Source organism: Polaromonas sp. AET17H-212 (assembly GCF_002379085.1).
GTDB lineage: Bacteria > Pseudomonadota > Gammaproteobacteria > Burkholderiales > Burkholderiaceae_C > Polaromonas.
In genome coordinates, this window is sequence record NZ_NBZW01000004.1 from 144716 (window position 1) to 166560 (window position 21845).

Below are 21845 nucleotides of genomic sequence, written 5' to 3' on the forward strand. Positions count from 1 at the left end.
TCAGGCCGCCGCCGCAGGTTTGCGCGACGCGCCCAGGTAAGTGTCCACCACGCGCGGGTCTTTCGCGAGGTTGGCGGCCGGGCCGCTCAGGCCGATCTCGCCCATCTCCAGCACGTAGCCATGGTCGGCCGCTTCGAGGGCGGCGCGCGCGTTCTGCTCCACCAGCAGGGTGGTCACCCCGGTCAGGCGCAGCGCCTCGATGGTGCGGAAGATTTCACGCACGATCAGCGGCGCCAGGCCCAGGCTAGGTTCGTCGAGCATCAGCAGGGTGGGGCGCGACATCAGGGCGCGACCCAGGGCCAGCATCTGCCGCTCGCCGCCGGAGAGGGTGCCGGCCTCCTGCGCGCGGCGCTCCTTCAGGCGCGGAAACAGTTCGAACACCACCTCCATCTGGTCGCGCCAGGCCTTGTTGTGCAGGCGCACCTGGCGAAAGGCGCCGAGCACGAGGTTGTCTTCCACCGACATGCTGCCGAACAGCTCGCGTTTTTCCGGCACCAGGGCGATGCCGAGCATGACGCGTTCCTCCAGCGGCAGGCCGATGATGGAGCGGCCGGCGTATTCGATGCTGCCAGTGGCCGGCAACACGCCCATGAGCGCGTTGAGCAGGGTGGACTTGCCGGCGCCGTTGGGGCCGATGACGGTGATGATGCTGCCGGCTTCGGCCTGCAGGGCGATGCCGCGCAGGACCTCGGCCTTGCCGTAGCCGGCGTGGAGGTTGTTGACCTGGAGGAGGGGGGTGCTCATGCTGGAAAACCTAGTAGGCTGAATCAGTGAAAACGCTGGCAAGCGGCTGCCCAGCGGTGTGCCAGGCAAGGCGCAAAGCACAGGCGGGCCCGCAGGCCCGACGCGCATTTGCAACGCCGCATGGCGCGGCGAGGGGCGGTCGAGTGACAGTGAATTTCATTGATTCAGCCTACTAATGTTCTGTGCCGAGGTAGGCGGCGCGTACCGCCGGGCTGGCCTGGATCTCTTCCGGCGTGCCTTCGATCAGGCGGGTGCCGAACTCCATGACCACGATGCGGTCGGTGATCTGCATCACCAGGTCCATGTCGTGCTCGACCAGCAGGATGCTCATGCCCTCGGCCTTGAGCTGGCGCAGCACGTCGATCAGCGCCTGCTTTTCCAGGTAGCGCAAACCGGCGGCGGGCTCGTCGAGCAGCAGCAGGGCCGGGTCGTTGCACAACGCACGCGCAATTTCCAGCAGCCGCTGCTGGCCCATGGCCAGGTTGCCGGCCAGCTCATGCAGGTGGTTGCCCATGCCGACGCGGCGCAGCTGCTGCTCGGCCTCGCGCAGCAGGCGCTGTTCCTCGGTGCGGTCCAGCCGCAGCATGGCCGACGGCGCGCCCTTGCTGCCGCGCAGGTGCGCGCCCAGCGCCACGTTTTCGAGCACCGTCATGTCGGCAATCATCTTGACGTGCTGGAAGGTGCGTGAGATGCCGCGTTTGGCGATCTCGCGCGAGGGCAGGCTGCTGATGGTTTCGCCGCGGAAGGTGACGCTGCCGCGTGTCAGGCTCAGCACGCCGGTGATCAGGTTGAAGGTGGTGGACTTGCCGGCACCGTTCGGGCCGATCAGGCCGACGATCTGGCCCGAGGCCACCGAGAAGTTGATGTCGTTGACCGCCACCAGGCCGCCGAACTCCTTGCGGATGTTGCTGGCCTGCAGCACGACTTCGCCGGCGGCCGGCTTGGCGCGGTGCGGCAGCGGGGCGGCATTTTGCCAGTCCACCTTGCGCGGGGCCTTGGGCAGCTTGCGGTCCACAAAGGCCCAGATGCCGTCAGGCGCGTACTTGAGCGTGAGCACCAGCAGCACGCCGAACACGATGGTCTCGTAGCTGCCGCTGGTGCCTATGAACATGGGCAGCAGCACCTGCAGCTGGTCGGCCATGAGTTTGGTGATCGCCACGCCGGTGATGGCGCCCCACACATGGCCGGCGCCGCCGAGCACGGCCATGAACAGGTACTCGATGCCCACATGCACGCCGAACGGCGAGGGGTTGACCGAACGCTGGAAGTGCGCAAACAGCCAGCCGGACACCGAGGCAAACAGCGCGGCAATCAGGAAAATGCCGATCTTGAAGCGCAGCGTGTCGATGCCCATGGACTCGGCCATTTGCGAGCCGGTCTTGAGCGAACGGATCGCACGGCCCACACGCGAATCGAGCAGGTGAATCAGCGCCAGCGTGCCCAGCAGCACCAGCGACCATGTCAGCAGCAGGTAGACCCGCCCCTGGCCCAGCTCCCAGCCGAACAGCGTCAGGCCGGTGACACCGAGAATGCCGTCGTATTTGCCCAGCGCGTCCAGGTTGCCCATGGTGTAGTACAGCGACAGGCCCCAGGCCAGCGTGGCCAGCGGCAGGTAGTGGCCCGACATGCGCAGCGTGATCCAGCCCAGCACCACGGCACAGGCCGCGGTCAGGCCCAGGCCGACGAGCAGCGTGACCCAGGGCGAGAGCCCGGCGTTCACTGTCAGGTAGGCGCTGGTGTAGGCGCCGATGCCGACAAAGGCCGCCTGCCCGAAGGAGGTCAGGCCGCCGACGCCGGTCAAGAGGATCAGGCCCAGCACGGTCAGGCTGGAGATGCCGATGTAGTTGAGCTGGGTGATCCAGAACTCCGGCACGGGCAGGATACAGACCAGCAGCAGCGCGGCGACCAGGACCCACGGGCCCCATTTGCGGAGGGTCATGTCAGTGCTCCTCATCCGAGTGCCCGCCCTTGAGCGAGCGCCACAGCAGCACCGGCAGGATCAGCGTGAAGACGATGACTTCCTTGAAGGCGCTGGCCCAGAAGGAGCCGAAGGCTTCGATGATGCCGACGGCCAGCGCGCCTATGGCCGCGCCCGGGTAGCTGGCCAGGCCGCCGATGACGGCCGCCACAAAACCCTTGAGGCCGATGAGAAAACCCGAGTCGTAAAACACGGTGGTGGTGGGGCCGATCAGCAGGCCCGACAACGCGCCTATCAGCGCCGCCATGGCCAGGGTCAGCTGGCCGGCGGTTTGCGAGGAGATACCCATCAGGCGCGCGCCCAGGCGGTTCACCGCGGTCGCACGCAGGGCCTTGCCATACAGCGTGCGCTCAAAAAACAGCCACAACATCACGATCAGCGCCATCGACGCCAGCGCAATGATCACCGCCTGGCCGGACAGGTTGACCGCCCCCAGGCTGAAGCGCGCGTCCCAGAAGGGCGGGTTGCGAAAACCTTCGGCACCAAAAAACAGCAGGCCCAGGCCGGTCAGCGCAAAATGCACGCCCACCGAGACAATCAGCAGCACCAGCGAACTGGCATCGGCCAGCGACTGGTAGGCCAGGCGGTAGACCAGCGGCCCGAAACAGGTGACGATGCAGACCGACAGCAGCGCCTGCACCAGCAGCGAAAACTGCTGCGGCGCGGCCCACAGCGTGAACAGCGACACCGCGGCCGGGGCGACCAGCACCTTGAGGCCGGCCAGCAGGGCGGTGCCGGCAAGCCGGTAACGCTTCCAGGTTTGCCAGGCCTCGGCCAGCGCGGCCAGGCCGGCCAGCAGCAGCAGCAGCCAGATCGTGCCCGGCACCTTGCCGGTCTGCAAAATCGCCAGCGTCAGCGCGCCATAGGTGACGAACTCGCCCTGCGGAATGAAGATGACGCGGGTCACGGCAAACACCAGCACGGTGGCCAGTCCCAGCAGCGCATAAATAGCGCCATTGGTCAGGCCATCGACCAGCAGGATGCTGGCAATTGAAAAATCCATAACTACCTTCAGGAAACCCGTGAAAACGGTGGGCGCCGGGCGGGGCGGCTGGAGGCCGACCCGCCCGCTGGCATCCGCAATGCCGCTTGCTTATTTAGGCTGCAACTTCCAGTCGCCATTGACGATCTGCATGATCACGCCGGTGTCGTCGGTGTAACCCGCATGGTTGGTTGCGGTGTAGTTGACCGTGCCATGGAACAGCGGGATCGGGCCGGCGTTTTCCAGCGCGGCCTTGAGCGCACCGCGGAACTCCTTGGTGCCGGGCTTGGCGGTCTTCAGGGCGATGGGAATGATCTTCTGCAGGATCACGGACGCGTCATAGGCGTGGCCGGCAAACGGGTTGCGGCTGTTCGGGCCGTAGATTTTTTCCCAGGCCGTCACGTGGGCCAGGGCCACCTGCTTGCTGGGGTGGTTGGCGGGCAGTTGCTCGGCCACGACGCCGGGACCGGCCACGACAAACGCGCCTTCCACGTCCTTGCCGCCGACACGCATCAGGTCGCGCGAGGCTGCGCCGTGGGTCTGGTAAATCTTGCCCTTGTAGCCGCGCTCGATCAGCGCCTTGTGCGGCATGGCGGCACCGCTGCCCGAGGCGACGATCAGGATGGCGTCGGGATTGCCGGCCGTGACTTTCAGGGCCTGGCCGGTGACGCTGGTGTCGGTGCGGGCAAAACGCTCTTCGGACACAAACTTCATGTCGGTGCCGGCCATCTTGACCTTCATGTCGCGCAGGAAGAGTTCGCCGTACGCGTCGGCGTAGCCGAGGAAGCCGACCGTCTTGACGCCGGTTTTTTTCATGTGGGCCGCGATGGCGTGCGACATCACCAGCGTGGACTGCGGCGTGTTGTAAGACCAGGGCGCCTTGCCGGTGGACACGTCGATGGGGGCAAAGGTCAGGTGCATGGTGCCGGTTTCCGCGGCGACGGCGGCGACGGCGTTGGCCGGCGGCGTGGCGGCCGAACCCATCAGGATGTCGACCTTGTCGTCCGTCACGAAGCGGCGCGCGTTTTTCGTGGCGTTGGTGGGGTCGGTGGCATCGTCAAGAATGATGACGTTGAGTTTTTCCCCGCCAATGCTGGTGGGCCACAGGGCAATGGCGTTCTTGATCGGGATGCCCAGTGCCGAGGTCGGCCCGGTCAGCGGCAGGCTGACGCCGATGTTGATGTCGGCCAGGGCGGCGCCTGCCGCCGAACCAGCCAGGGCGAGGGCGAGTAGGGATTTGGTAAAGGTCATGCTAGGTCTCCTGTTGTAAAAATGGACACGAAAATCAAGGCGGGAACAAAGTCAGAAAAGTCAGCCAGGTCAGCCAGGTCAGCCAGGTCCGGCAGGCGGGTTGCGCCTGCGCCTGTTTCAGCGCGGCGCCATGCGCAGGGCGCCGTCGAGCCGGATCACTTCGCCGTTGAGGTGGTTGTTGGTGACGATATGGCATGCCAGCTGCGCGAACTCTTCGGGTTTTCCCAGGCGCGGCGGAAAAGGAATCGAGGCGGCGAGCGACTGTTGCACCGGTTCGGGCAGCTGCTTCATCAGCGGCGTGCTGAACAGGCCGGGCGCGATGGTGCAGACGCGGATGCCGTGTTGCGCCAGGTCGCGCGCCATCGGCAGGGTCATGCCGACCAGGCCGCCCTTGGATGCGCTGTAGGCCTGCTGGCCCACCTGGCCGTCGAAAGCGGCGACCGAGGCGGTGAACATCATGACGCCCCGCTCGCTATCGTCCAGCGGGTCCAGCTTCACACAGTCGGCCGCAAACAGCCGGCTCATGTTGTAGCTGCCAATCAGGTTGACGTTGATGACTTTCGCAAAATCTTCCAGCGGCGCGGCCTGGCCGTCCTTGCCGACCACGCGTTTGGCCGAGCCGATGCCGGCAATGTTCATCAGGATGCGCGCCGGGCCATGCGCCGCCGTGGCCTTGGCCAAGGCTGCGGCCACGCTGTCGGGGCTGGTGATGTCGCACAGGCAGGCCACGCCGCCGATGTCGGCCGCCACTTTTTCGGCCAGCGCGAGGTTGACGTCGAGCACCGCGACCTTGGCGCCCAGCCGCGCGAGTTCGCGTGCAGTGGCTTCGCCCAGGCCCGAGGCCCCACCGGTGACGAGGGCGGCTTGTCCGTCGATCTTCATGGCTTGTCCTGTTGTGGCTGGATGGTGAAAGGCAGCGTGCCGCCGTGCATCGCGTCGGCAAGTGCGGCGCGGTGTTTGAGTACGGCGCGCTGGTTGATGGAACCCTTGTCGGTGACCTCGCCCTTGTCGATGGACGGCGGCTCGGCCATCAGGTGCAGCCGGGCCACGCGGCTGGCGCTGCCGGTGGCACTGGCGGCCAGCGTGTTGGCCACCTGCTGGAAATGCGCCTGCACCGGCGCGCTTTCCAGCACCTGCTGCAGGGGCGCATGGTCCGGCAGGCCGGCCAGCTTGCGCACGGCCGGGGTCGGAAAAATGAGCGCCCCGACTTCATTGAGGTTGAGCCCGGTGATCACCGCGTCCTGCACATAAGGTGCGCCGGCGGCAATGATTTTTGCGCGCAGCGGCCCCACGCTGACAAAGGTGCCGGTCGCAAGCTTGAAGTCTTCGGCAATGCGGCCGTCAAAACGCAGGCCCAGGTGCGGGTCGTTTTCGTCGATCCACAACACGGCATCCCCCGTCGAGAAAAAGCCTTCCTCGTCGAAACTCTCCCGCGTGGCCTCTTCGTTGCGCCAGTAGCCCGGTGTGATGTTCGGGCCTTTGTAGCGCACTTCGGTCTTGCCGTCGACCGGCACCAGCTTGAGCTCCAGGCCGGGCGTCGGCACACCGAGGTGACCGGCCTTGACATTGGGGTTGGTGACGAACACCGCAAAAGGCGAGGACTCGGTCATGCCCAGACCCGTGCCCATGACGATGCGTTCGCCGATCTCGCGTTCCTGGGTCTCGTGCAGCGCATCCCACACGGGCTGGGCCAGTGCCGCGCCGGAGTAGAAAAACATCTTCACGCGCGACAGCAGGTTTTTGCGCAGGACGTCGTCGGTCTTCATTGCGTTGGCGATGGCCTCGAAGCCGGTCGGTACATTGAAGTACAGCGTGGGTGCAATTTCGCGCAGGTTGCGCAGGGTCTCGCCCATCAGTGCCGGTGTCGGTTTGCCATCGTCGATGTAAAGCGTGCCGCCGTTGTACAGGGTCAGCCCGACGTTGTGGTTGCCGCCGAAGGTGTGGTTCCAGGGCAGCCAGTCCACCAGCACAGGCGGTTCTTCGGCCAGCACCGGCATCGACTGGCGCATCTGCTGCTGGTTGGCGCACCACATGCGGTGGGTGTTGACCACCGCCTTGGGCATCTTGGTCGAGCCCGAGGTGAACAGGAACTTGCTGATCGTGTCCGGCCCGGTCGCCTGCATCGCGGCGTCCACCTGCGCAGTCGGCACGGTGGCCAGCAGCGAGGCCAGCGACGTCGTCGGACGGCCTTCGAGCGAACCCTCGTGCAGCACCACTTCCACGTCGGCACCGACGGCCGCCTGGATCGCCTTGCCGTAACGCGCGGCATCGGTGGCAAACACCAGCCCCGGGGTCAGCGTGTGAAGAATGTGGCGCAGCTTGTCGTAGTCCTGGCTGACCAGGCAATAGGCCGGCGAGGCCGGGGAGTAAGGAATGCCGGCATACAGGCAGCCCAGCGCGAGCTGCGCATGCTCCAGCCCGTTTTCGCTGAGGATCACCACGGGGCGGTCGGCGCTCAGGCCGCGGTCCAACAGCGCTTGCCCGAGGGCGCGTGCGCTGGCCAGCGCCTGGCCGTAGCTCAGGTGCTGCCAGTCGCCGGTGCTGCCGTCGGCCTGGCGGACCCGGCGCGCCAGAAAGCTGCGTTCCGGCACGGTTTGTGCCCAGTGGAGAAAGCGGTCCGTGATGCGCGCCGCATAGTCGCCCAGGGGCTGGTCCGCCTTGATGTAACGCGTTCCACCGGCGCCTTCGCGAGCGGCGATACGTGTCACGCCGAAGGTCAGGGGCCGGTAGCGGGGGGCGGAAGGAATTTTTGTCTCGCTCATGTCTTTTCTTGTCGTGGCTGGGGAGGGGATCAGTCTTTGCTGACCTTGTTGGCCTTGCCATCGAGGAAGGCCTGGACCCGGGCCTTGGCCTCGGGCGCGCTCTGTGCAATGGCGGCCATCAAGGACTCGGTGAAAAAGCCCTGGTCGGCCGGTTGTTCGGCGATGCGGGGCAGGGCGTGCATCAGCGCGTAGTTGGTCAGCGGTGCATTGGCGGCCACCCGCTGTGCAAGCTCCAGCGCCTTGTCGAAGGCCTGGCCCTCGGGCACCAGGTACTGCGCAAAACCGGCGCGTTCACCGTCCTGGGCGTTGTAGACACGGCCGGTCAGCATCATGTCGGTCATGCAGGCGACACCCACCAGCTTGGGAATGCGCACCGATCCGCCGCCGCCGACAAAAATGCCGCGCGAACCTTCCGGCAGTGCGTAAAACGCGGACGCATCGGCCACACGGATGTGACAGGCGCTGGCCAGCTCCAGCCCGCCGCCGACCACCGCGCCGTGCAACGCGGCAATCACCGGCACCGGGCCGTACTGGACCCGTTCCAGCGCGGCGTGCCACATGCGGGAGTGGTGCATGCCCTGGCCCGCATCACGCTCCTGCAGTTCGCCAAGATCCAGCCCGGCGCAGAAATGGGCGCCTTCACCGTGGATCACGGCGGCGCGCACGGTGGCCGGCAGGTTGTCAAACATGTCTCGCAGCGCCAGGATCAGCCCGTCGTTGAGGGCGTTGCGTTTGGCGGGGCGGCTCAGGCGGATCACGGCGATCTCCTGGTGGTCGCCGCGGAGCTCAAGCTGGAGGTCGGTGGAAGGTTTTTTGGTGCTCATGGGAGGTTTGCAAGTTGCATCGATTATTGTTATAAACAATAACCAATTCAATTGACTTTTCGCCTTCATTTCTCAGTGTTAACCCGCATGAGATGGGCAACCGGTCGAACCACCAGGAGACAGCATGGACTACGAGAACCTCATTGCGATTGACATCCACACCCATGCCGAGGTCAGTTGCTGGAATCCCTTCGACAACTACGGCGAGGAGTACGACCGCGCTGCCGACAAGTACTTCAAGAACAGCCGCCGGCCGACGATCGAGGATCCCACGCCATATCGCGTCAAGTGGGATCAAGACGTGTCAGAACGCATCAAGGCGATTTGTAAATATCCTTATAAATCAGTCACTTAGGTGGATTTTTCTACTCGACAGTCATACATTGACGAACGAAGGAGCAACAACACGCCTACGAAATAGGTAACTGGCTACGACGTTAACAATGCACCAGCGACTAAATTCGTCAAGGATCAAAAAATCCACTGAACTCGCCCGCTCAACAGGCCGCGATCTGTGGTTGAGTGACGACCATGGGGCTTACGGGATGGGCAGGTTGGTTTTGCGAATCTCACCAGGCGGGGCAAGGCGCTTTTACTACAGACCGCTCCGTGCGGCCGGAAGATCAAAAGCCATTCCTCTAGGACTCTATTCCCGAACAAAGCAGGTGGGACACTTGACCCTTACCCAGGCACGGAAACAGGCCTCCAATTTAGCCGTATCGCTTGACACCCGCTCGGCCGTCGGCACGGCAGAAACAGTCCGTCAGACGTGGCCATCTCCAGCGACATCACAGATATCGACCCAGCCGAGACCCACAACAATGGCACCCTCGAATCATTCTCTTATTCAACTGTGTCGTTCTTACGCCCGGCACCTAAAGGACAATAACAAAGCCTCCGCGCGGGCGGTGGAACTAGCTTTCGAGCGCTTCATTGCGCCAACTGAGCTAGCAGACCAACCTGCACGGCAGATCAGCCCCACGGCGTTCACCGACCTATTGAGAGGCATCATCAGCGCCTCCTCGGGCTACTCTGCGAGCAAAGTTCGCTCTTACGTGCATTCGGCCTATGCATATGCACTAAGCGCGAGGTTGAATCCTTCAGCGCCTAAGTCGCAACTCGACTATGGAATCGAATCAAATCCAATCGCCGGAATCGATGCACTGGCGAAATACAAAATTGCCCGAACACGCTACCTGCGTGACGATGAGTTCAGGGCAATCTGGCGCGGCCTTCAGTCGACGAAGAAATTCACCATACCCGGACGAGGTTTACGCCTTTGCATATTACTGGGCGGGCAGCGTGCTGAGCAGGTGGTGTCGGTTAAGACTTCACAGGTTGACCTTGAAGCCGGAACGATCTTGCTCCTTGATGGAAAAGGAAACCGCCCAATACCTAGGCAACATCTGCTCCCCCTTCCCCCGCAGGCGCTGGAAGAGGTTCGGTGGCTATTGAGTTACGCCCAAAGCGTCAAGTCGCCCTACTTGCTGCCAAGCAAAATGCCCAATACCGCGGTCAGTGCGGGATCGATTTCTAAAGAAGTACTGTGTATCCGCCACAAAATGGAGGCGGATGATCCGCATCAAGAACATTTTCAATTTTCGGACTTTCGTCGCACGATAGAAACAAAATTGGCATCGTTAGGCGTCTCAAAAGACTATCGAGCACAGCTTCAGTCTCACGGACTTAGCGGTGTTCAGAACAAGCACTATGACCGGCACGACTACATGCGGGAGAAGCGAGATGTTTTGATTCTCTGGGAGAAATATCTATCGGCGTTAACAGACGACATCTTGTCAACCGCAAGTTGAGCAGAAATGCGTGCACGAAAGGAATCGTCAGTCGCATAGTATGAGTAAGCAGCGAAATGAATGAGGACGACTTCTTTCTCGCCGAGCTTGACCGAAGCCAGTGCGAGGAAAAAGCTGACTGATGAACACGATCCCGAACGGCGCGATTATCTAAGCTCTTCTGGGGTCCGGCATGGTAGAAGTTCAACGCGTTCAGCAGAAATTAGTCGGAGGCATACTCAATGGATAGCCAACACGACGCCAAGTTTATTGAAGACCTGCAGGAGGCAGGGCTTGCGCCGATGCTTTCGCCAACTCGGTACATCAGTGCTCTCGGCATAGACGCCAAAACATTGGCTCGAAACGCAGGTGTACCAGTGAGCGCGGTCACCAAGGCTCCGGATGCCGCCAATATCCAACGGTATCTTAGGAACAATCTCCGCGTCATTAAGGCGGCATATGACGTCTCGGGTGGTGACCTGGCGAAATCGTTGCATTGGTTTCGAACAGAACCACTTCCAATGTTCGGCCAGAGAACCGCGGAGCAAATGGTTTCTGCTGGCCAGGTGGACGACGTTATCCGTCTGATTGATTCTTTCCATGCCGGCGCTGCAGGCTAGCTATCTGCAATTTCGCGAGGAGTATTCAATGCAGCTTAAAGGTGTTGAGCCTGTCAGCGTGGTCAATCAAATCAGATGTGATCGATGCGATAAAGAAGTCCATCGCACCGGGTCCGATTTCGAACAAATGACGTCCATTGGCTTTGACGCGGGCTATAGTTCGATTTTTGGTGATGGGAATAGAGTGGAAATCGACTTATGTGAGCCATGCTTGCGTGCCACCCTGGGTACTTGGCTTAGAGTGCGGTCTCCCTGGAGCATCGATCAAATGCCCCAGAGAAGAATTATGGCCACTGCCGAGCGTCCTCCACCAACCATCGACAGTCAGGACCCCGGCCGCTTTGCGCACCTATACGGTGTGCTGACAGTCCAGGAGATGGCTGATCATCTAAAGTGCACGCCCGAGGCGATTTATGAGCGCGCGGTCGCCGGCGAGTTTATTTTCCTTTCGTCGCCAAAGCGAGTCGATGAGCGACGCTACCCTGCGTTTCAGATCGACGAACGTTTGGACAAGTCGCTGTTGAAGCAAACCATCCAGAAATACCTAGAAGCCGACGTCAATTCGACCTTGCTCTGGAGTTTCCTGCGGAGCCCGCAAAAGATATACGCCGGCCTGACCGCTATTGAAATGCTGCTGGGCGGTATGCCGCCTCAATATGACACGCTGACGCCCGAGGAGAGGGCCGACGTATTCCTCGACGTGGTGGACGAAGAGATTTCGCGCGTGCGGTGGTAGCTCCTGTTTATGAGTAACTTGATACTCATCCTCGAAATCGATGGTGTGTTGCATCTGTGGAGGCGCGCGCCCAGGCTCCTCTACCGCTCCCATGTATGAATTTGCAGAGATAGGCTCAGCCATTCGTACCCGCCGTTCCGACATGGGCTTAACTCAGGCTCGCGTTGCCGAACTGTGTGGCCTATTGCCGACTACAGTGGAGCAACTGGAAAACGGATCGATTGAAAAGCTTGATTGGGCAGTGGCAATACGAATTACTGCACAACTGGGACTGAACGTCCACATTTCGAACCCACGGCCGACCAGACGCCAAATGGAAAGAGTGAAATCTGCACTAGACGCGGCCGCGATCACAGCAAGCGTAAGTTACAAAAATCCAGTAAGGGCAGAGGATTTACGTGCAGCATTTTTGACTGCAAACAACCCACCAGACTATACGTATCATGTTCTCACCTTACTAGATGAAGCGCCAATATCGCAGATTGCTGGCGTAGTTGAGCAGCTTCACCACGAAAACGACGTCAGTCGTAATGAAATATGGAAGAACATGCGAAAAATGGCAAACGCCGCTCACCTACTTCGGGATATCTGGCAATGATGCATCCCGCCGCGCTAGACTATTAGAAGGCTGAGTTGTAGAGCACAATAGTTGATGACCCAGTACACACATGGAGGTCCCTTTCGCAAAAATTCAGGGATCGCCAGCGAAGGCCTGCGCTACCCGCTGGCGAGTGCAATCCGGCACCCTTGATCGAGTAAGCATGACGAACGCGATGGCTCAGGCTGAGCCCACAGCCATCGCGGAGAAATAACAATTGCAGCGCGCGTGCCTTACGCTTCTTCTTCGATGTCGTCCGAGCTCATGATCGGATAGATCATTGACTGTCGCGGGCGTGAGAACTGTGCGCCAGCCGCTATCGCCTCATTGATGATTTCTTCCGAATAACCTTTAGCCGTCAATATTGCTTTGTTGGCGTCATCAATGGGCTCCAAGCCTTCGCCCATGAATATCTGACGAAACATGGCTTGCGCGTCTGGATTCTCAGGGTCATGGAAAGTTAGATCAAATTTCTCATCGTCATCCTCTTTAGTTGACTGGGCGATGCGATCATGCAGTAGGCCTTCATCGACTGGGATTCGATGCACAGCACCCGTCACCTTGTCTGTGGCGACCAAGCAATCAGTTTCGAGGGTATAGGTGGCATTCCAGGCGATTTTTGTGTCTTCGCCCTCACCTTCAATTGCCCATTTCACCTCTTGCCCTTCGACCACGAGAATCAGGCAGTCTGGCGACTCGCTGGCGATAAGCGCCCCTGTCTGTTTGCCGTTGGCAAGGAGGACAAATGGTACTGGTTCAAAGAAAGCAAGGTAGTGAGTCTCGCCCTTCAAGGCATCCTTTGTCATGCTTTCGCAAAGAAAAGTCACGGTTAGGTGCCGCGCTTTTCGGTCTGACTCTTGCTGGCACAAGGTCACATGGTGCCAATGAAGATAGCCAGCCTCACGGGCAGCCTTTTCCAAAGCCTCACGGTGCTTGATTTTGAACTTGCGTTTGAGAACTTTGGCCCGAGATTTCAACTTCTCGACGTCGGCCACTGTGGTCGGGATAAATTTCACTTAGAACTCCAGCGTAGTTACGCGGAAAGCAAGCGGTGCCCACTGCCGGATTCCGCAGACGATGGAATTCGCGGAAACAAGGTCGTCTCTCTCTGAGTTGGCTATTGTGGGCAGCAGGCTTAGACCGAAAGCCAGCTGCCAGTATATCCATACTTCTTGGATTGAGTCCTTCCACTGAGCAGGGCAACCTGGTTTCGCCTTTGCTCTCGATTATTGAGGGAGAGCGAGGCCGCCACGACAGTCCGGGAGAGAAGACCGCTTGCGCGTACAAGGAGGCCGAGGCGGTCAAGGCCTTTTACCGCATAGCGCGTGCTGATGAGTTTCTGTTGGAAAACGCGGATAAGACCGGTGAGATTTTTGCGGAAAACCGCGAAGAGGCTTGGCCGTTTCGCGCGCAGTTCCTGGGCTTTACGCTACCGCTGTTGGGCGCTGGCGTCGCGAGAGAGAAACGCGCCAAATTGTAGCGAGACTTACTTCAGCTTACCAGCCAGCTTGGGCTGTTCCCGGGCGACCCCATCGTAGTGCTCACTCTTGCGGCGTTGTATGGCGGTAGCTCATCCGAAGCATGCTGGTCTCCAGCCCCATCGGACAGATTTTTGCGGAATCTGACTGGATTTCTGTTGATGAAGACTCGTTGCTCCGAATTTTATCGATGCATTTGTAAGAGGATGTTGCTATTATGTGTAAGGGGTCAACATGACAACATCAAAGGGCAGAGGCACCTCTCCACGAAAACGCAAGACCGAAGTCCCGGGCCAGGCGCTGGGCATCGGGCTTCAGTACACCTGGCTATTGCAAATGTTGCTGCAGGCTCCTCCTGGCAGTGCCTGCAGCATGGAGTACCTGGACGACGTCGCAGAGGAAGGCCCCAAAGGCGTCAAGCTTGGTCAAAGCAAGAGCGCGCTCACGGCAAATCCAGTGGCGGATCGGGCCAAGTCGCTGTGGAAGACCTTGTCGAACTGGGTCACACTGGCAATGGAGAGCGAATGCGATCCGGATCGCACTGTCTTCGAGATGTACGTGTCGCGCCCCGTGTCGGGGCCGCTGGTTGATGCCTTTTCCGTCGCCACCACACTGGACGCCGCGGAGGTCGCTCTCCAGCTGGCGCGCAGCACGCTATGGGGCAAGGCGCCGAAGTATCCCAAGCGCAGCGAGGTAGCCGCGGAGATCGCGCCCTATGTCGACAGAGTCTTCACTGCCGACCCGGCTCTGGTAGTGCGGGTCATCAAGAACTTCACGCTCACGTGCGCCTCGGGTAGCCCTCAGGCAGACGTCGAAGCCATCCTTAAGACGCACCCCATCATGCAAAGCAAGATTCGCGACATCGCGGACCACATGAGCGGCGTCGTCAAGCGTCGCGTCGACGAATTCTTGGAGGCTGGCAAGCCGGCCATTATCACAAGCGATGAGTTCCATACCTGGTACACCGCTTACGTGCAAAAGGTCGACCGAGACATGGTGCTGCGAAGTCATGCCAAGCGACCTAGCGACAAGGAGGCCGAAGGCCATATGCCGAGAGTATTTGTGCAGCAACTTGACCTGATCGGTTTGCCGTTCGAAGACAAGCTCGAGGCGGTGGGCGACTACTTGATGGCCGCCGCGGACCGCACGGAGTGGGCCGCCAGCGGCGACGTAGATGCGACCTCGTTCGTTGAGCTCGACACCAGCCTAAAACGCACTTGGAAGAACAAGCGGCTTGCTTGCAAAGTGGCACATGGCGGCAAAGCCTTTGACGAGCAGGGTCTAGCGCTGTATGCCGACTGCATGGACGTGAACGTGGCCGTGCAGCAAAAGGGGACGCCTGACCACTTCATCCCGGGCTGCTTACACCGGTTGGCTGACGACCTGTCCATTGGCTGGCATCCCGAATTCGCGGGGAAGCTAAAGTCCAAAAAAGCGGCCTGAAGATGCTGGCTAGGGAGGCTCAGAACGTACAGAACCCCGCGCTGGGCGCAGCCATCCTTTGGCGCTTCTGCTGCTCCTATACGACAACCCATCCGACGAGCGATGCGCCTGCGCTGCCCACGTTGTTCGTGGTCCTGCCGATCGTGCTGCACCAGGCCACCGCCGAGTTATTGCGTCGCACCCGGCCTAGCTCGGGGCTGCGGGCCTTCGCGGCCAAGTTTGGCGAAAGCGCGGTCGCCAAGCAGGACCTGTTGCTTCAGATACATGAGCGGTCGCTGCGCTGGCGTACGCTGACGATGCAGTCGATCGAGTTAGCCGCGGCCGGAAGTCTGATTCATCTTTCCGAGTCCGGTGAGGTCATGCCCCTGTCCAAGACTAAGGCGCGCGGCCTGCCCGATGAAGTCAAGCAGTTGATGAGCGATGCGGAAAAGCTCGGTGCCTGGTGTGGCCAGTTGACCCTGCACGAGGTAACGGCAACACTGAAGGTGAGGCTCTGATGTTCTTCCAGATCCGCGCGATCCTGCTCTGGCCGCGCAATCCAGCTTTCAAGCCTCGTCGATTGCGTTTCGACCTAGGCAAGGTCAACGTAATCAGCGGCGCCTCGCGGACCGGCAAATCAGCGGTTATCCCCATCATCGACTACTGCCTCGGCGCCAGCACCTGCTCAATCCCCGTCAACACTATCCGCAAGCACTGCGAGTGGTTCGGTGTGATCGTCGCGACTGATCAAGGGGATAAGCTGCTGGCTCGGCGCGAGCCCGGCGCACAGCGCAACACTGACGACATGTTCCTGATGGAGGCCGACACCATCGTCGACATCCCCCAGCGCATCGTCAAGAACACCAACGCCGACGCGGTGAAGCGGCTGCTCGACGACCTCGCCGCACTGTCCAAGCTGGATTTCACAGGGGGCGAGGAGTCGACGGGCTTCGACGGTCGACCCAGTTTTCGAGATTTAGCGGCCTTCACGTTCCAGCCGCAGAACATCGTTGCCAACCCCGACGTGTTGTTCTTTAAGACCAACACCTATGAGCACCGAGAGAAGCTGCGCAAGATCTTCCCCTATGTGCTGGGGGCCGTGACGCCTGGTCTTATGGCCAAGCAGTTCGATCTGCAGCGGACCAAATCGGAACTGCGACGTAAGGAGCGGGAACTCAAGGAAGCGCAGGAAGTATCGGCACGCTGGCTGGCAGACCTTACCGCTAAGTTCAGCGAGGCGCAGGAATTGGGCTTGACACCCAAGCCCGAGCAACCGTCCACACGGGGGCAGATGATTGAGTTGCTGGAAGAGGTTGTCGCACGGACGGACCTAACAATCACGGTCAGCACGGCGACGATCTCCGAAGCGTTGAGCGAGCTCACTGACCTGGAACGCGAGGAGCGCGAGGTGTCGCGCGAGCTGACCACGTTGCGGCACCGGCTAGAAGAAATGAACCGCATGCGCGTGGGCGGTGATCAGTACGACGCGGCCATCGGCCTGCAGCGCGGCCGCCTACAGTTGTCCAGCTGGCTGGTCGGCCACACCGACGGCGACGCCGATTGCCCCATGTGCGGCAGCCATACGACATCGGCCCGCAGCAAACTTGAAGTGTTGTCAGCTCGGTTGCAGGAGGTCGAAGCCGAGGCTGGCGTGGATAAGGAGGTGCCGGCAGCCTTTGATCGCGAACTTCAGCGCGTGATGACTGAGGTCGGCGTGACAACGGAGCGCCTTCGTTCGGTCCAGATCCGCAAGCGGGCGTTATCGGGTCGCTCGAAGGAAGCCAGTGAGAGGCAGTTTGGGGCCAAGAAGGCGGAGCGCTTCGTCGGGAACCTCGAAGCTGCACTGGACCTGCACCGGCGCCTGGGCAGCGACAGCAGGTTAGTTGATGAGGTGAGTAAACTGCGCGAGAGGGTGCAAGGGCTGGAGGCTGAGTTGCGGGCACAGGATGTTGAGTCTCGCAAACGCCGCGCACTGAATGCCGTCAACAGCTACGCCGGAAGGCTCTTGCCTTTTCTGGATATCGAGAACCCAGACGATCCCATCTCACTGGAGATCAGCGACCTTACGATCAAAGTCCGCGGCACGGACCGCGACGACTACCTATCAGAGATCGGCAGCGGGTCCAACTGGCTTTCTTACCACCTAGCCATGCTTTTGGCGCTGCATCAGTTTTATCTATCCCAGCCGAACAGCCCAGTGCCAGGCTTTTTAGTGCTCGATCAGCCCAGCCAGGTCTATTTTCCCAAGAACGTGGTGCGACGTCCGGACGAGGAAGAGCAGGAATTACGGTTGCGCGACGAGGACATCGACGCTGTGCAAAAGGCCTACGAGGTCTTGGGCAAGGTGGTGCTACAGGCCAAGGGTAAACTTCAGGTGATCGTATTGGATCACGCGTCGCGTGACCTTTGGGGCAACATACCCGGAGTCGTCGGTCTGAAAGAATGGCGCGACGGCATCAAGCTCGTACCAATGAAGTGGTTACAAGATGATGGTAATGAGATAACTACATAGCGGCGAACCGGGCGTCGCCGGCGTTCGCAACAACCTTGACTGCGACTCCACCGCTGCGTCCGCTCCGCTGCAAAGCAGTCACTCGGAATGAGGGAGTGGAAGACCGCAACGGGCCCTGAACCGATCTTCGGTTCGCGTCGTCAAAGGGCTGCTTCTCAACCCTGAGCGGTAGGACGCACGATGATCTCACCGACATCCACGTCCGCAGGTTGCTCGATCGCAAACGCGATCGCTCTGGCGATAGCGTCCGGTGGAATAGCGAACTTGTCCATAGATGCGAGCGTCTGGGCCTTCAACGCCGGGACCGTCATGGACTCGGCGAAGTTGGTTCGCGTGAAACCGGGCGAGACCACAGTCACCCGCAGCTTGTCCCCCGCTTCCTGCCGCAAGCCTTCAGAGATGGCCCGCACAGCCATCTTCGTGGCCGAGTAGACCGCCATGTTGGGGACAATGCGATGCGCGGCCGTCGACGCTGTATGGACGAATTGCCCGAAACCCTGCGAACGAAACACCGGCAACGCAGCGGCAATGCCGTAGAGCACGCCCTTGATGTTGATGTCGACCATGCTTTCCCAGTCCTCGACGCGCAGGTCATCCAGCGGTGAAATCGGACCGATGCCGGCGTTGCTTACCAACACGTCGAGTTTTCCGTAACGCTCCAGTGCCAACGTAACGAGCTTCGACACATCTCCTCGCCTCGTCACATCTGTCGCCACATAGGCGACGTCACCGCCAGAGCTGGTGATGCGCTCTGCGAGCGTCGCAAGCCGCTCCAAGCCTCGGGCGCCCAGCACGACCTTTGCTCCGCGCGCTGCCAGCAACAGCGCAGCGGCCTCGCCGATGCCGCTGCTGGCCCCCGTGATGATGATGACCTTGTCTTTGATCCCAAGCATGAAAATCCTTTTGTGATGGAATCCCCTATGATGTGCGCTTAGCGTTGATCGGACCAGAATCGATCCGCCGGAATTCATCATCGAACGTACGCACTCAATGGACCCGCTGTCGGATGTCTTCTCGTTACTCAGAGTCGAGAGCGTCGTAGCGGCGCACCTCGAGGTGCGAGGGGCTTGGGCGTTGCGCTTTACCGGGCTTCGCCACATCAAGTTCGCCGGCGTTCTCGAAGGATCCTTCTGGCTCTGGATTGAAGACGGAATGCCGCCACTGCGGCTTGAGGCGGGCGACTTTTATCTGCTGACGCGTGGGCAATCGTATTGCACAGGAAGCGATCCGACGCTCGAACCCATCGATGGTCGCGTGGTTCTGGCCAGATGTGTTGGCCCGGATGGCGTCGTTCGCTACGGCAACGAAGGAGAACGTACCACTGCGTCGGGTGGCCGATTCATCTTTGAAAACGACACGAGCGACCTGTTGTTGACGCTCCTACCACCGGTCGTGCACGTGCCCGCTGCCTCGGAGAGTGCCGCATCGCTACGCGCGGTACTTGAGTTGCTGCGTCTTGAATCACAGACGGAAAAACCCTGCGCCTCGATCGCTGCGGCAAGCCTCGCCAACATGGTGCTGGTTCAAATCCTTCGCACCCATTTAAGCTCGGGCATTCCGACGCCCGGCTGGCTTGGTGCCCTCGCGGACCCGAAGATCGGCGCCGCCCTCGGCTTGATGCATGCGGACATTGCCCGTCAGTGGAGGGTCGATGACCTCGCCTGCGCAGTCGCCATGTCTCGCACCGCGTTCTCAGAACGATTTAAGGCATTGGTCGGCGTCCCGCCGCTAACGTACCTTACGGGTTGGCGCATGGCTGTGGCCAGCTTCGCGCTGAAGACGAGCGACATGAGCCTTTCTGGAATTGCTGAAAGCGTAGGCTATGGATCCGATGTTGCATTCAGCTCGGCGTTCAAGCGGGCTACGGGTCGCAGCCCTGGGCGATCGAGATCAAACCGCTCGTATCAAGTGGAAGACCCCCGTCCCAACTAAAGCAATAAGGAGTTTGCGGGAGCGATGTACTTGTCGATAGTCATGGGTACTGAGAAGCGATGTCTGCTTCGGGCCCAAAGCGGTCAAACGCTGGCGACCTCCGCCAACTCGTTCAATCGGGCTGCGGCTTCCTTCTTGCCCAAGCCTCGCAGGGCCGCGATCGACGCAAACTGGCTGGCCCGGGGCCGGGTTTTGCCGTTCTCCCACTTGTAGACGGATTGATCAGATACACCCAGCAGAAGGGCCACTTCCGAGGCCGACAGGCCCAGCCGCTTTCTTTGCGCTTGCAGGCCGCTGGCGCTGAACCGGAAGGCGCCCCCAGGCTGCTCGACTGGGGCGGCCGGCGCTGTTTTGGCAGCAGCCTTGCCCAGGCGACCGACGAGTTGCTCGAGGGCGGTGATTCGGCGTTTCAAGGCGGCAATGTCCGAGCGGTAGTGGGCGGACGCCTTCTTCAGCTGTTGGGTGTCGGCCCGGGCTTCCTTGCGGGCCACACGGGAGATTTCTGTTTTCAGAATGGTAGCGATATTGGGCATGACTTCTGTTTGGTATCCACGGAAGTTCCATCATAAATCGCTGAGCCAGCCTGGCTTGGTGGGCAGATGGCTGCTGTGAGGCTCAGCTGCAAGCTGCTGTCGGCTGTGTCTACAGCCTCGGCGATGTGTGCGCTAGGACTGCTGGCAAGCCACAGGACTGAGCCACAACGCTGCGGCCTCTGCAGGGGGCAGCGCTCGAAGGTGTGAATCGCGCCAGAGCTCCATCGCTACTTCTTCCAGTTGCGCAGGCTCCACCGTGTGCCAGCGGTCGTGCAATCGCTCGGCACACCTGGTAACCCATTGGGAAGGGGAAAGCTCGTCCATGGTGTTTATGATACTGTACATAAATACAGTTGTCCAGTAGGATGGCTGGCCCATGAGACCTGACAGAGACGACCCCATGCAAGCATTTAATACCCAGCAGCAGCGCGCGCCGGTAGTACCGTTCACCCTGCCGCCCAACATCCGGCGGTACCCACCCTGGCCATTTCCAGCCGCCCCGGTCAGGCGTCCCTCCAGCGATGTCGCTGCCAATGCAAGAAAGGTCATTGCGACCACGGCGCGAGCGTTCCTGGTGCACCTTTCATGAGGGCCGGCGCTTTACGACTGCCATCGCGGCTTTTTGACCGCAGGGTGTGGCGTGACCTGCTGTTTCGGTTTTGGCACTGGGCATTTCCGCGGTTGCGGTTGCGGTTGCGGTTGCGGTTGCGGTTGCGGTTGCGGTTGCGGTTGCGGCCGTATTGGACGGCAAGGTGGTGGCCGTGAGCGACGGTGAAGGGTCATTTGGCGCCATAAGCGCGTTTATGCGCCCGTGCGGAAGAAATTCACCTGCCGCCAAAAGTCCGGCCTCGGCAAATTGACGAGAATATGTCCAAACAGGCATAATTGAGGCAATGTCGAAGCAAGCCCGTAAACCCCTCAAATGGGTCGGTTCCGCCAAGCGGGACCTCAATGCGATGCCCGACGATGTCAAGGATGTTTTTGGCCATGCCATCGACCTGGCCCAGGCCGGCGGCAAGCACCAGGATGCCAAGGTCATGACGGGTTTCGGTTCGGCCGGCGTGCTGGAGGTGGTCGAGGACCACCAGGGCGACACCTATCGGGCCGTCTACACCGTCAAGTTCGCCGGCTGGGTCTATGTCCTGCACTGCTTCCAGAAGAAGTCCAAAAGCGGCATCGCGACGCCGAAACCGGACATGGATTTGATCAACATCCGCCTGAAGGCCGCGAAGCGGGATTTCGAAGCCTGGCAGGCACAGCAAGGAGCACGCAAATGAATGAGCACAACGAAATCACCATCGAAGAAGGCAGCACCAATGTCTACGCCGACCTGGGTTACACCGACGCGGCCGAGATGCAGCGCAAGTCCCAGCTCGCCGGCGAGATTGCCCGTGCGATCAAGGCGCGCCGCCTGACGCAGGAAGACGCAGCTACGCTGCTGGGCATCGATCAGTCCAAGGTGTCACGTATCACCCGCGGCCAGTTCCGCGGCGTCAGCGAGGCCAAGCTGCTCGAACTGGTGGCCCGGCTGGGCCACGACGTGAAGATCGTGGTCGGCCCCGTGCGGCGGCGCGCCGGCAAAATCGAGCTGCAGTTTGCTTGAGCCCACCTTGTCCTCTGTGAAGGCTTGATGGCGTACTCGAATTTTCCCGCTATTTTTTTTCGACTACCCCCCGACATCCC

The 21845-nt window shown here is 60.8% G+C and carries 21 protein-coding genes and 1 pseudogene; 12 read left to right on the forward strand and 10 right to left on the reverse strand.

Annotated elements, in window-relative coordinates:
* The 7 genes from B7G53_RS05990 to B7G53_RS06020 form a co-directional block, all read right to left on the reverse strand.
* Entirely contained in the window at nt 1–744 is a 744-nt protein-coding gene (locus B7G53_RS05990; protein ID WP_096665004.1) for an ABC transporter ATP-binding protein, read from the reverse strand.
* A 172-nt stretch (nt 745–916) separates the two neighbouring features.
* Nucleotides 917–2683, reverse strand: a complete 1767-nt coding sequence (locus tag B7G53_RS05995) for a branched-chain amino acid ABC transporter ATP-binding protein/permease (RefSeq protein ID WP_096665007.1) — start codon at nt 2681–2683, stop codon at nt 917–919.
* A gap of 1 nt (nt 2684) precedes the next feature.
* A complete protein-coding gene (locus tag B7G53_RS06000) occupies nt 2685–3725 on the reverse strand; it encodes a branched-chain amino acid ABC transporter permease (RefSeq protein WP_096665010.1) in 1041 nt (346 codons plus the stop codon).
* A 90-nt stretch (nt 3726–3815) separates the two neighbouring features.
* Nucleotides 3816–4955 (reverse strand): ABC transporter substrate-binding protein, encoded by a 1140-nt coding sequence (locus B7G53_RS06005; protein WP_096665013.1) that lies wholly within the window; start codon nt 4953–4955, stop codon nt 3816–3818.
* 117 nt (nt 4956–5072) lie between these two features.
* Nucleotides 5073–5837, reverse strand: a complete 765-nt coding sequence (locus B7G53_RS06010; RefSeq protein ID WP_096665016.1) for an SDR family NAD(P)-dependent oxidoreductase — start codon at nt 5835–5837, stop codon at nt 5073–5075.
* Nucleotides 5834–7717, reverse strand: a complete 1884-nt coding sequence (locus B7G53_RS06015; RefSeq protein ID WP_096665019.1) for a feruloyl-CoA synthase — start codon at nt 7715–7717, stop codon at nt 5834–5836. Before B7G53_RS06015 ends, B7G53_RS06010 begins: the two co-directional genes overlap by 4 nt.
* 29 nt (nt 7718–7746) lie before the next feature.
* Complete coding sequence (locus tag B7G53_RS06020; protein ID WP_096665022.1) at nt 7747–8541, reverse strand: crotonase/enoyl-CoA hydratase family protein; 795 nt, start codon at nt 8539–8541, stop codon at nt 7747–7749.
* A 124-nt stretch (nt 8542–8665) separates the two neighbouring features.
* Between B7G53_RS06020 and B7G53_RS06025 the strand changes: the two are divergent.
* The 5 genes and pseudogenes from B7G53_RS06025 to B7G53_RS06045 all read left to right on the forward strand — a co-directional run.
* Nucleotides 8666–8821, forward strand: a pseudogene (locus B7G53_RS06025) (4-hydroxyphenyl-beta-ketoacyl-CoA hydrolase); the annotation flags it as partial.
* Between the two features lie 385 nt (nt 8822–9206).
* On the forward strand, nt 9207–10352 hold the full coding sequence (locus B7G53_RS06030) for a tyrosine-type recombinase/integrase (protein ID WP_255249919.1): 1146 nt from the start codon (nt 9207–9209) through the stop codon (nt 10350–10352).
* A 221-nt stretch (nt 10353–10573) separates the two neighbouring features.
* Nucleotides 10574–10951: a DUF2384 domain-containing protein gene (locus tag B7G53_RS06035; protein ID WP_096665028.1), complete on the forward strand. Its 378-nt coding sequence runs from the start codon at nt 10574–10576 to the stop codon at nt 10949–10951.
* Nucleotides 10932–11687, forward strand: a complete 756-nt coding sequence (locus tag B7G53_RS22815) for a hypothetical protein (protein WP_176491296.1) — start codon at nt 10932–10934, stop codon at nt 11685–11687. Before B7G53_RS06035 ends, B7G53_RS22815 begins: the two co-directional genes overlap by 20 nt.
* A 91-nt stretch (nt 11688–11778) precedes the next feature.
* On the forward strand, nt 11779–12285 hold the full coding sequence (locus tag B7G53_RS06045) for a helix-turn-helix domain-containing protein (RefSeq protein ID WP_176491297.1): 507 nt from the start codon (nt 11779–11781) through the stop codon (nt 12283–12285).
* 233 nt (nt 12286–12518) lie between these two features.
* Here the strand turns inward: B7G53_RS06045 and B7G53_RS06050 are convergent, their stop codons facing one another.
* On the reverse strand, nt 12519–13301 hold the full coding sequence (locus B7G53_RS06050) for a hypothetical protein (protein WP_096665035.1): 783 nt from the start codon (nt 13299–13301) through the stop codon (nt 12519–12521).
* 161 nt (nt 13302–13462) lie between these two features.
* On the opposite strand from B7G53_RS06050, the gene B7G53_RS06055 reads away from it, so the two are divergent.
* The 4 genes from B7G53_RS06055 (at nt 13463) to B7G53_RS06070 (ending at nt 17697) form a co-directional block, all read left to right on the forward strand.
* Nucleotides 13463–13765 carry a hypothetical protein gene (locus B7G53_RS06055; protein WP_141396298.1) on the forward strand — a complete coding sequence of 101 codons (303 nt, stop codon included), beginning with the start codon at nt 13463–13465 and terminating at the stop codon, nt 13763–13765.
* A 232-nt stretch (nt 13766–13997) separates the two neighbouring features.
* Nucleotides 13998–15206: an ABC-three component system protein gene (locus B7G53_RS06060; RefSeq protein WP_096665041.1), complete on the forward strand. Its 1209-nt coding sequence runs from the start codon at nt 13998–14000 to the stop codon at nt 15204–15206.
* A gap of 2 nt (nt 15207–15208) precedes the next feature.
* The gene (locus B7G53_RS06065) at nt 15209–15703 is read left to right on the forward strand and encodes a three component ABC system middle component (protein ID WP_096665044.1); all 495 of its coding nucleotides are present in this window, start codon (nt 15209–15211) and stop codon (nt 15701–15703) included.
* Nucleotides 15703–17697, forward strand: a complete 1995-nt coding sequence (locus tag B7G53_RS06070) for a DUF3732 domain-containing protein (RefSeq protein ID WP_096665047.1) — start codon at nt 15703–15705, stop codon at nt 17695–17697. The genes B7G53_RS06065 and B7G53_RS06070 overlap by 1 nt, the downstream gene beginning before the upstream one ends.
* A 155-nt stretch (nt 17698–17852) precedes the next feature.
* On the opposite strand, the gene B7G53_RS06075 is transcribed toward B7G53_RS06070, so the two are convergent.
* On the reverse strand, nt 17853–18590 hold the full coding sequence (locus B7G53_RS06075) for an SDR family oxidoreductase (RefSeq protein WP_096665050.1): 738 nt from the start codon (nt 18588–18590) through the stop codon (nt 17853–17855).
* Nucleotides 18591–18687: 97 nt separating this feature from the next.
* On the opposite strand from B7G53_RS06075, the gene B7G53_RS06080 reads away from it, so the two are divergent.
* A complete protein-coding gene (locus tag B7G53_RS06080; protein ID WP_096665053.1) occupies nt 18688–19629 on the forward strand; it encodes an AraC family transcriptional regulator in 942 nt (313 codons plus the stop codon).
* Between the two features lie 83 nt (nt 19630–19712).
* Here the strand turns inward: B7G53_RS06080 and B7G53_RS06085 are convergent, their stop codons facing one another.
* Nucleotides 19713–20162, reverse strand: coding sequence for a helix-turn-helix domain-containing protein (locus B7G53_RS06085; protein WP_096665056.1), 450 nt, complete (start codon nt 20160–20162; stop codon nt 19713–19715).
* An 893-nt stretch (nt 20163–21055) separates the two neighbouring features.
* On the opposite strand from B7G53_RS06085, the gene B7G53_RS06100 reads away from it, so the two are divergent.
* Together B7G53_RS06100 and B7G53_RS06105 are read left to right on the forward strand one after the other, a co-directional pair.
* Nucleotides 21056–21439 (forward strand): type II toxin-antitoxin system RelE/ParE family toxin, encoded by a 384-nt coding sequence (locus B7G53_RS06100; RefSeq protein WP_096665062.1) that lies wholly within the window; start codon nt 21056–21058, stop codon nt 21437–21439.
* On the forward strand, nt 21436–21765 hold the full coding sequence (locus B7G53_RS06105; RefSeq protein WP_096665073.1) for a helix-turn-helix domain-containing protein: 330 nt from the start codon (nt 21436–21438) through the stop codon (nt 21763–21765). Before B7G53_RS06100 ends, B7G53_RS06105 begins: the two co-directional genes overlap by 4 nt.
* Nucleotides 21766–21845 lie beyond the last annotated feature (80 nt).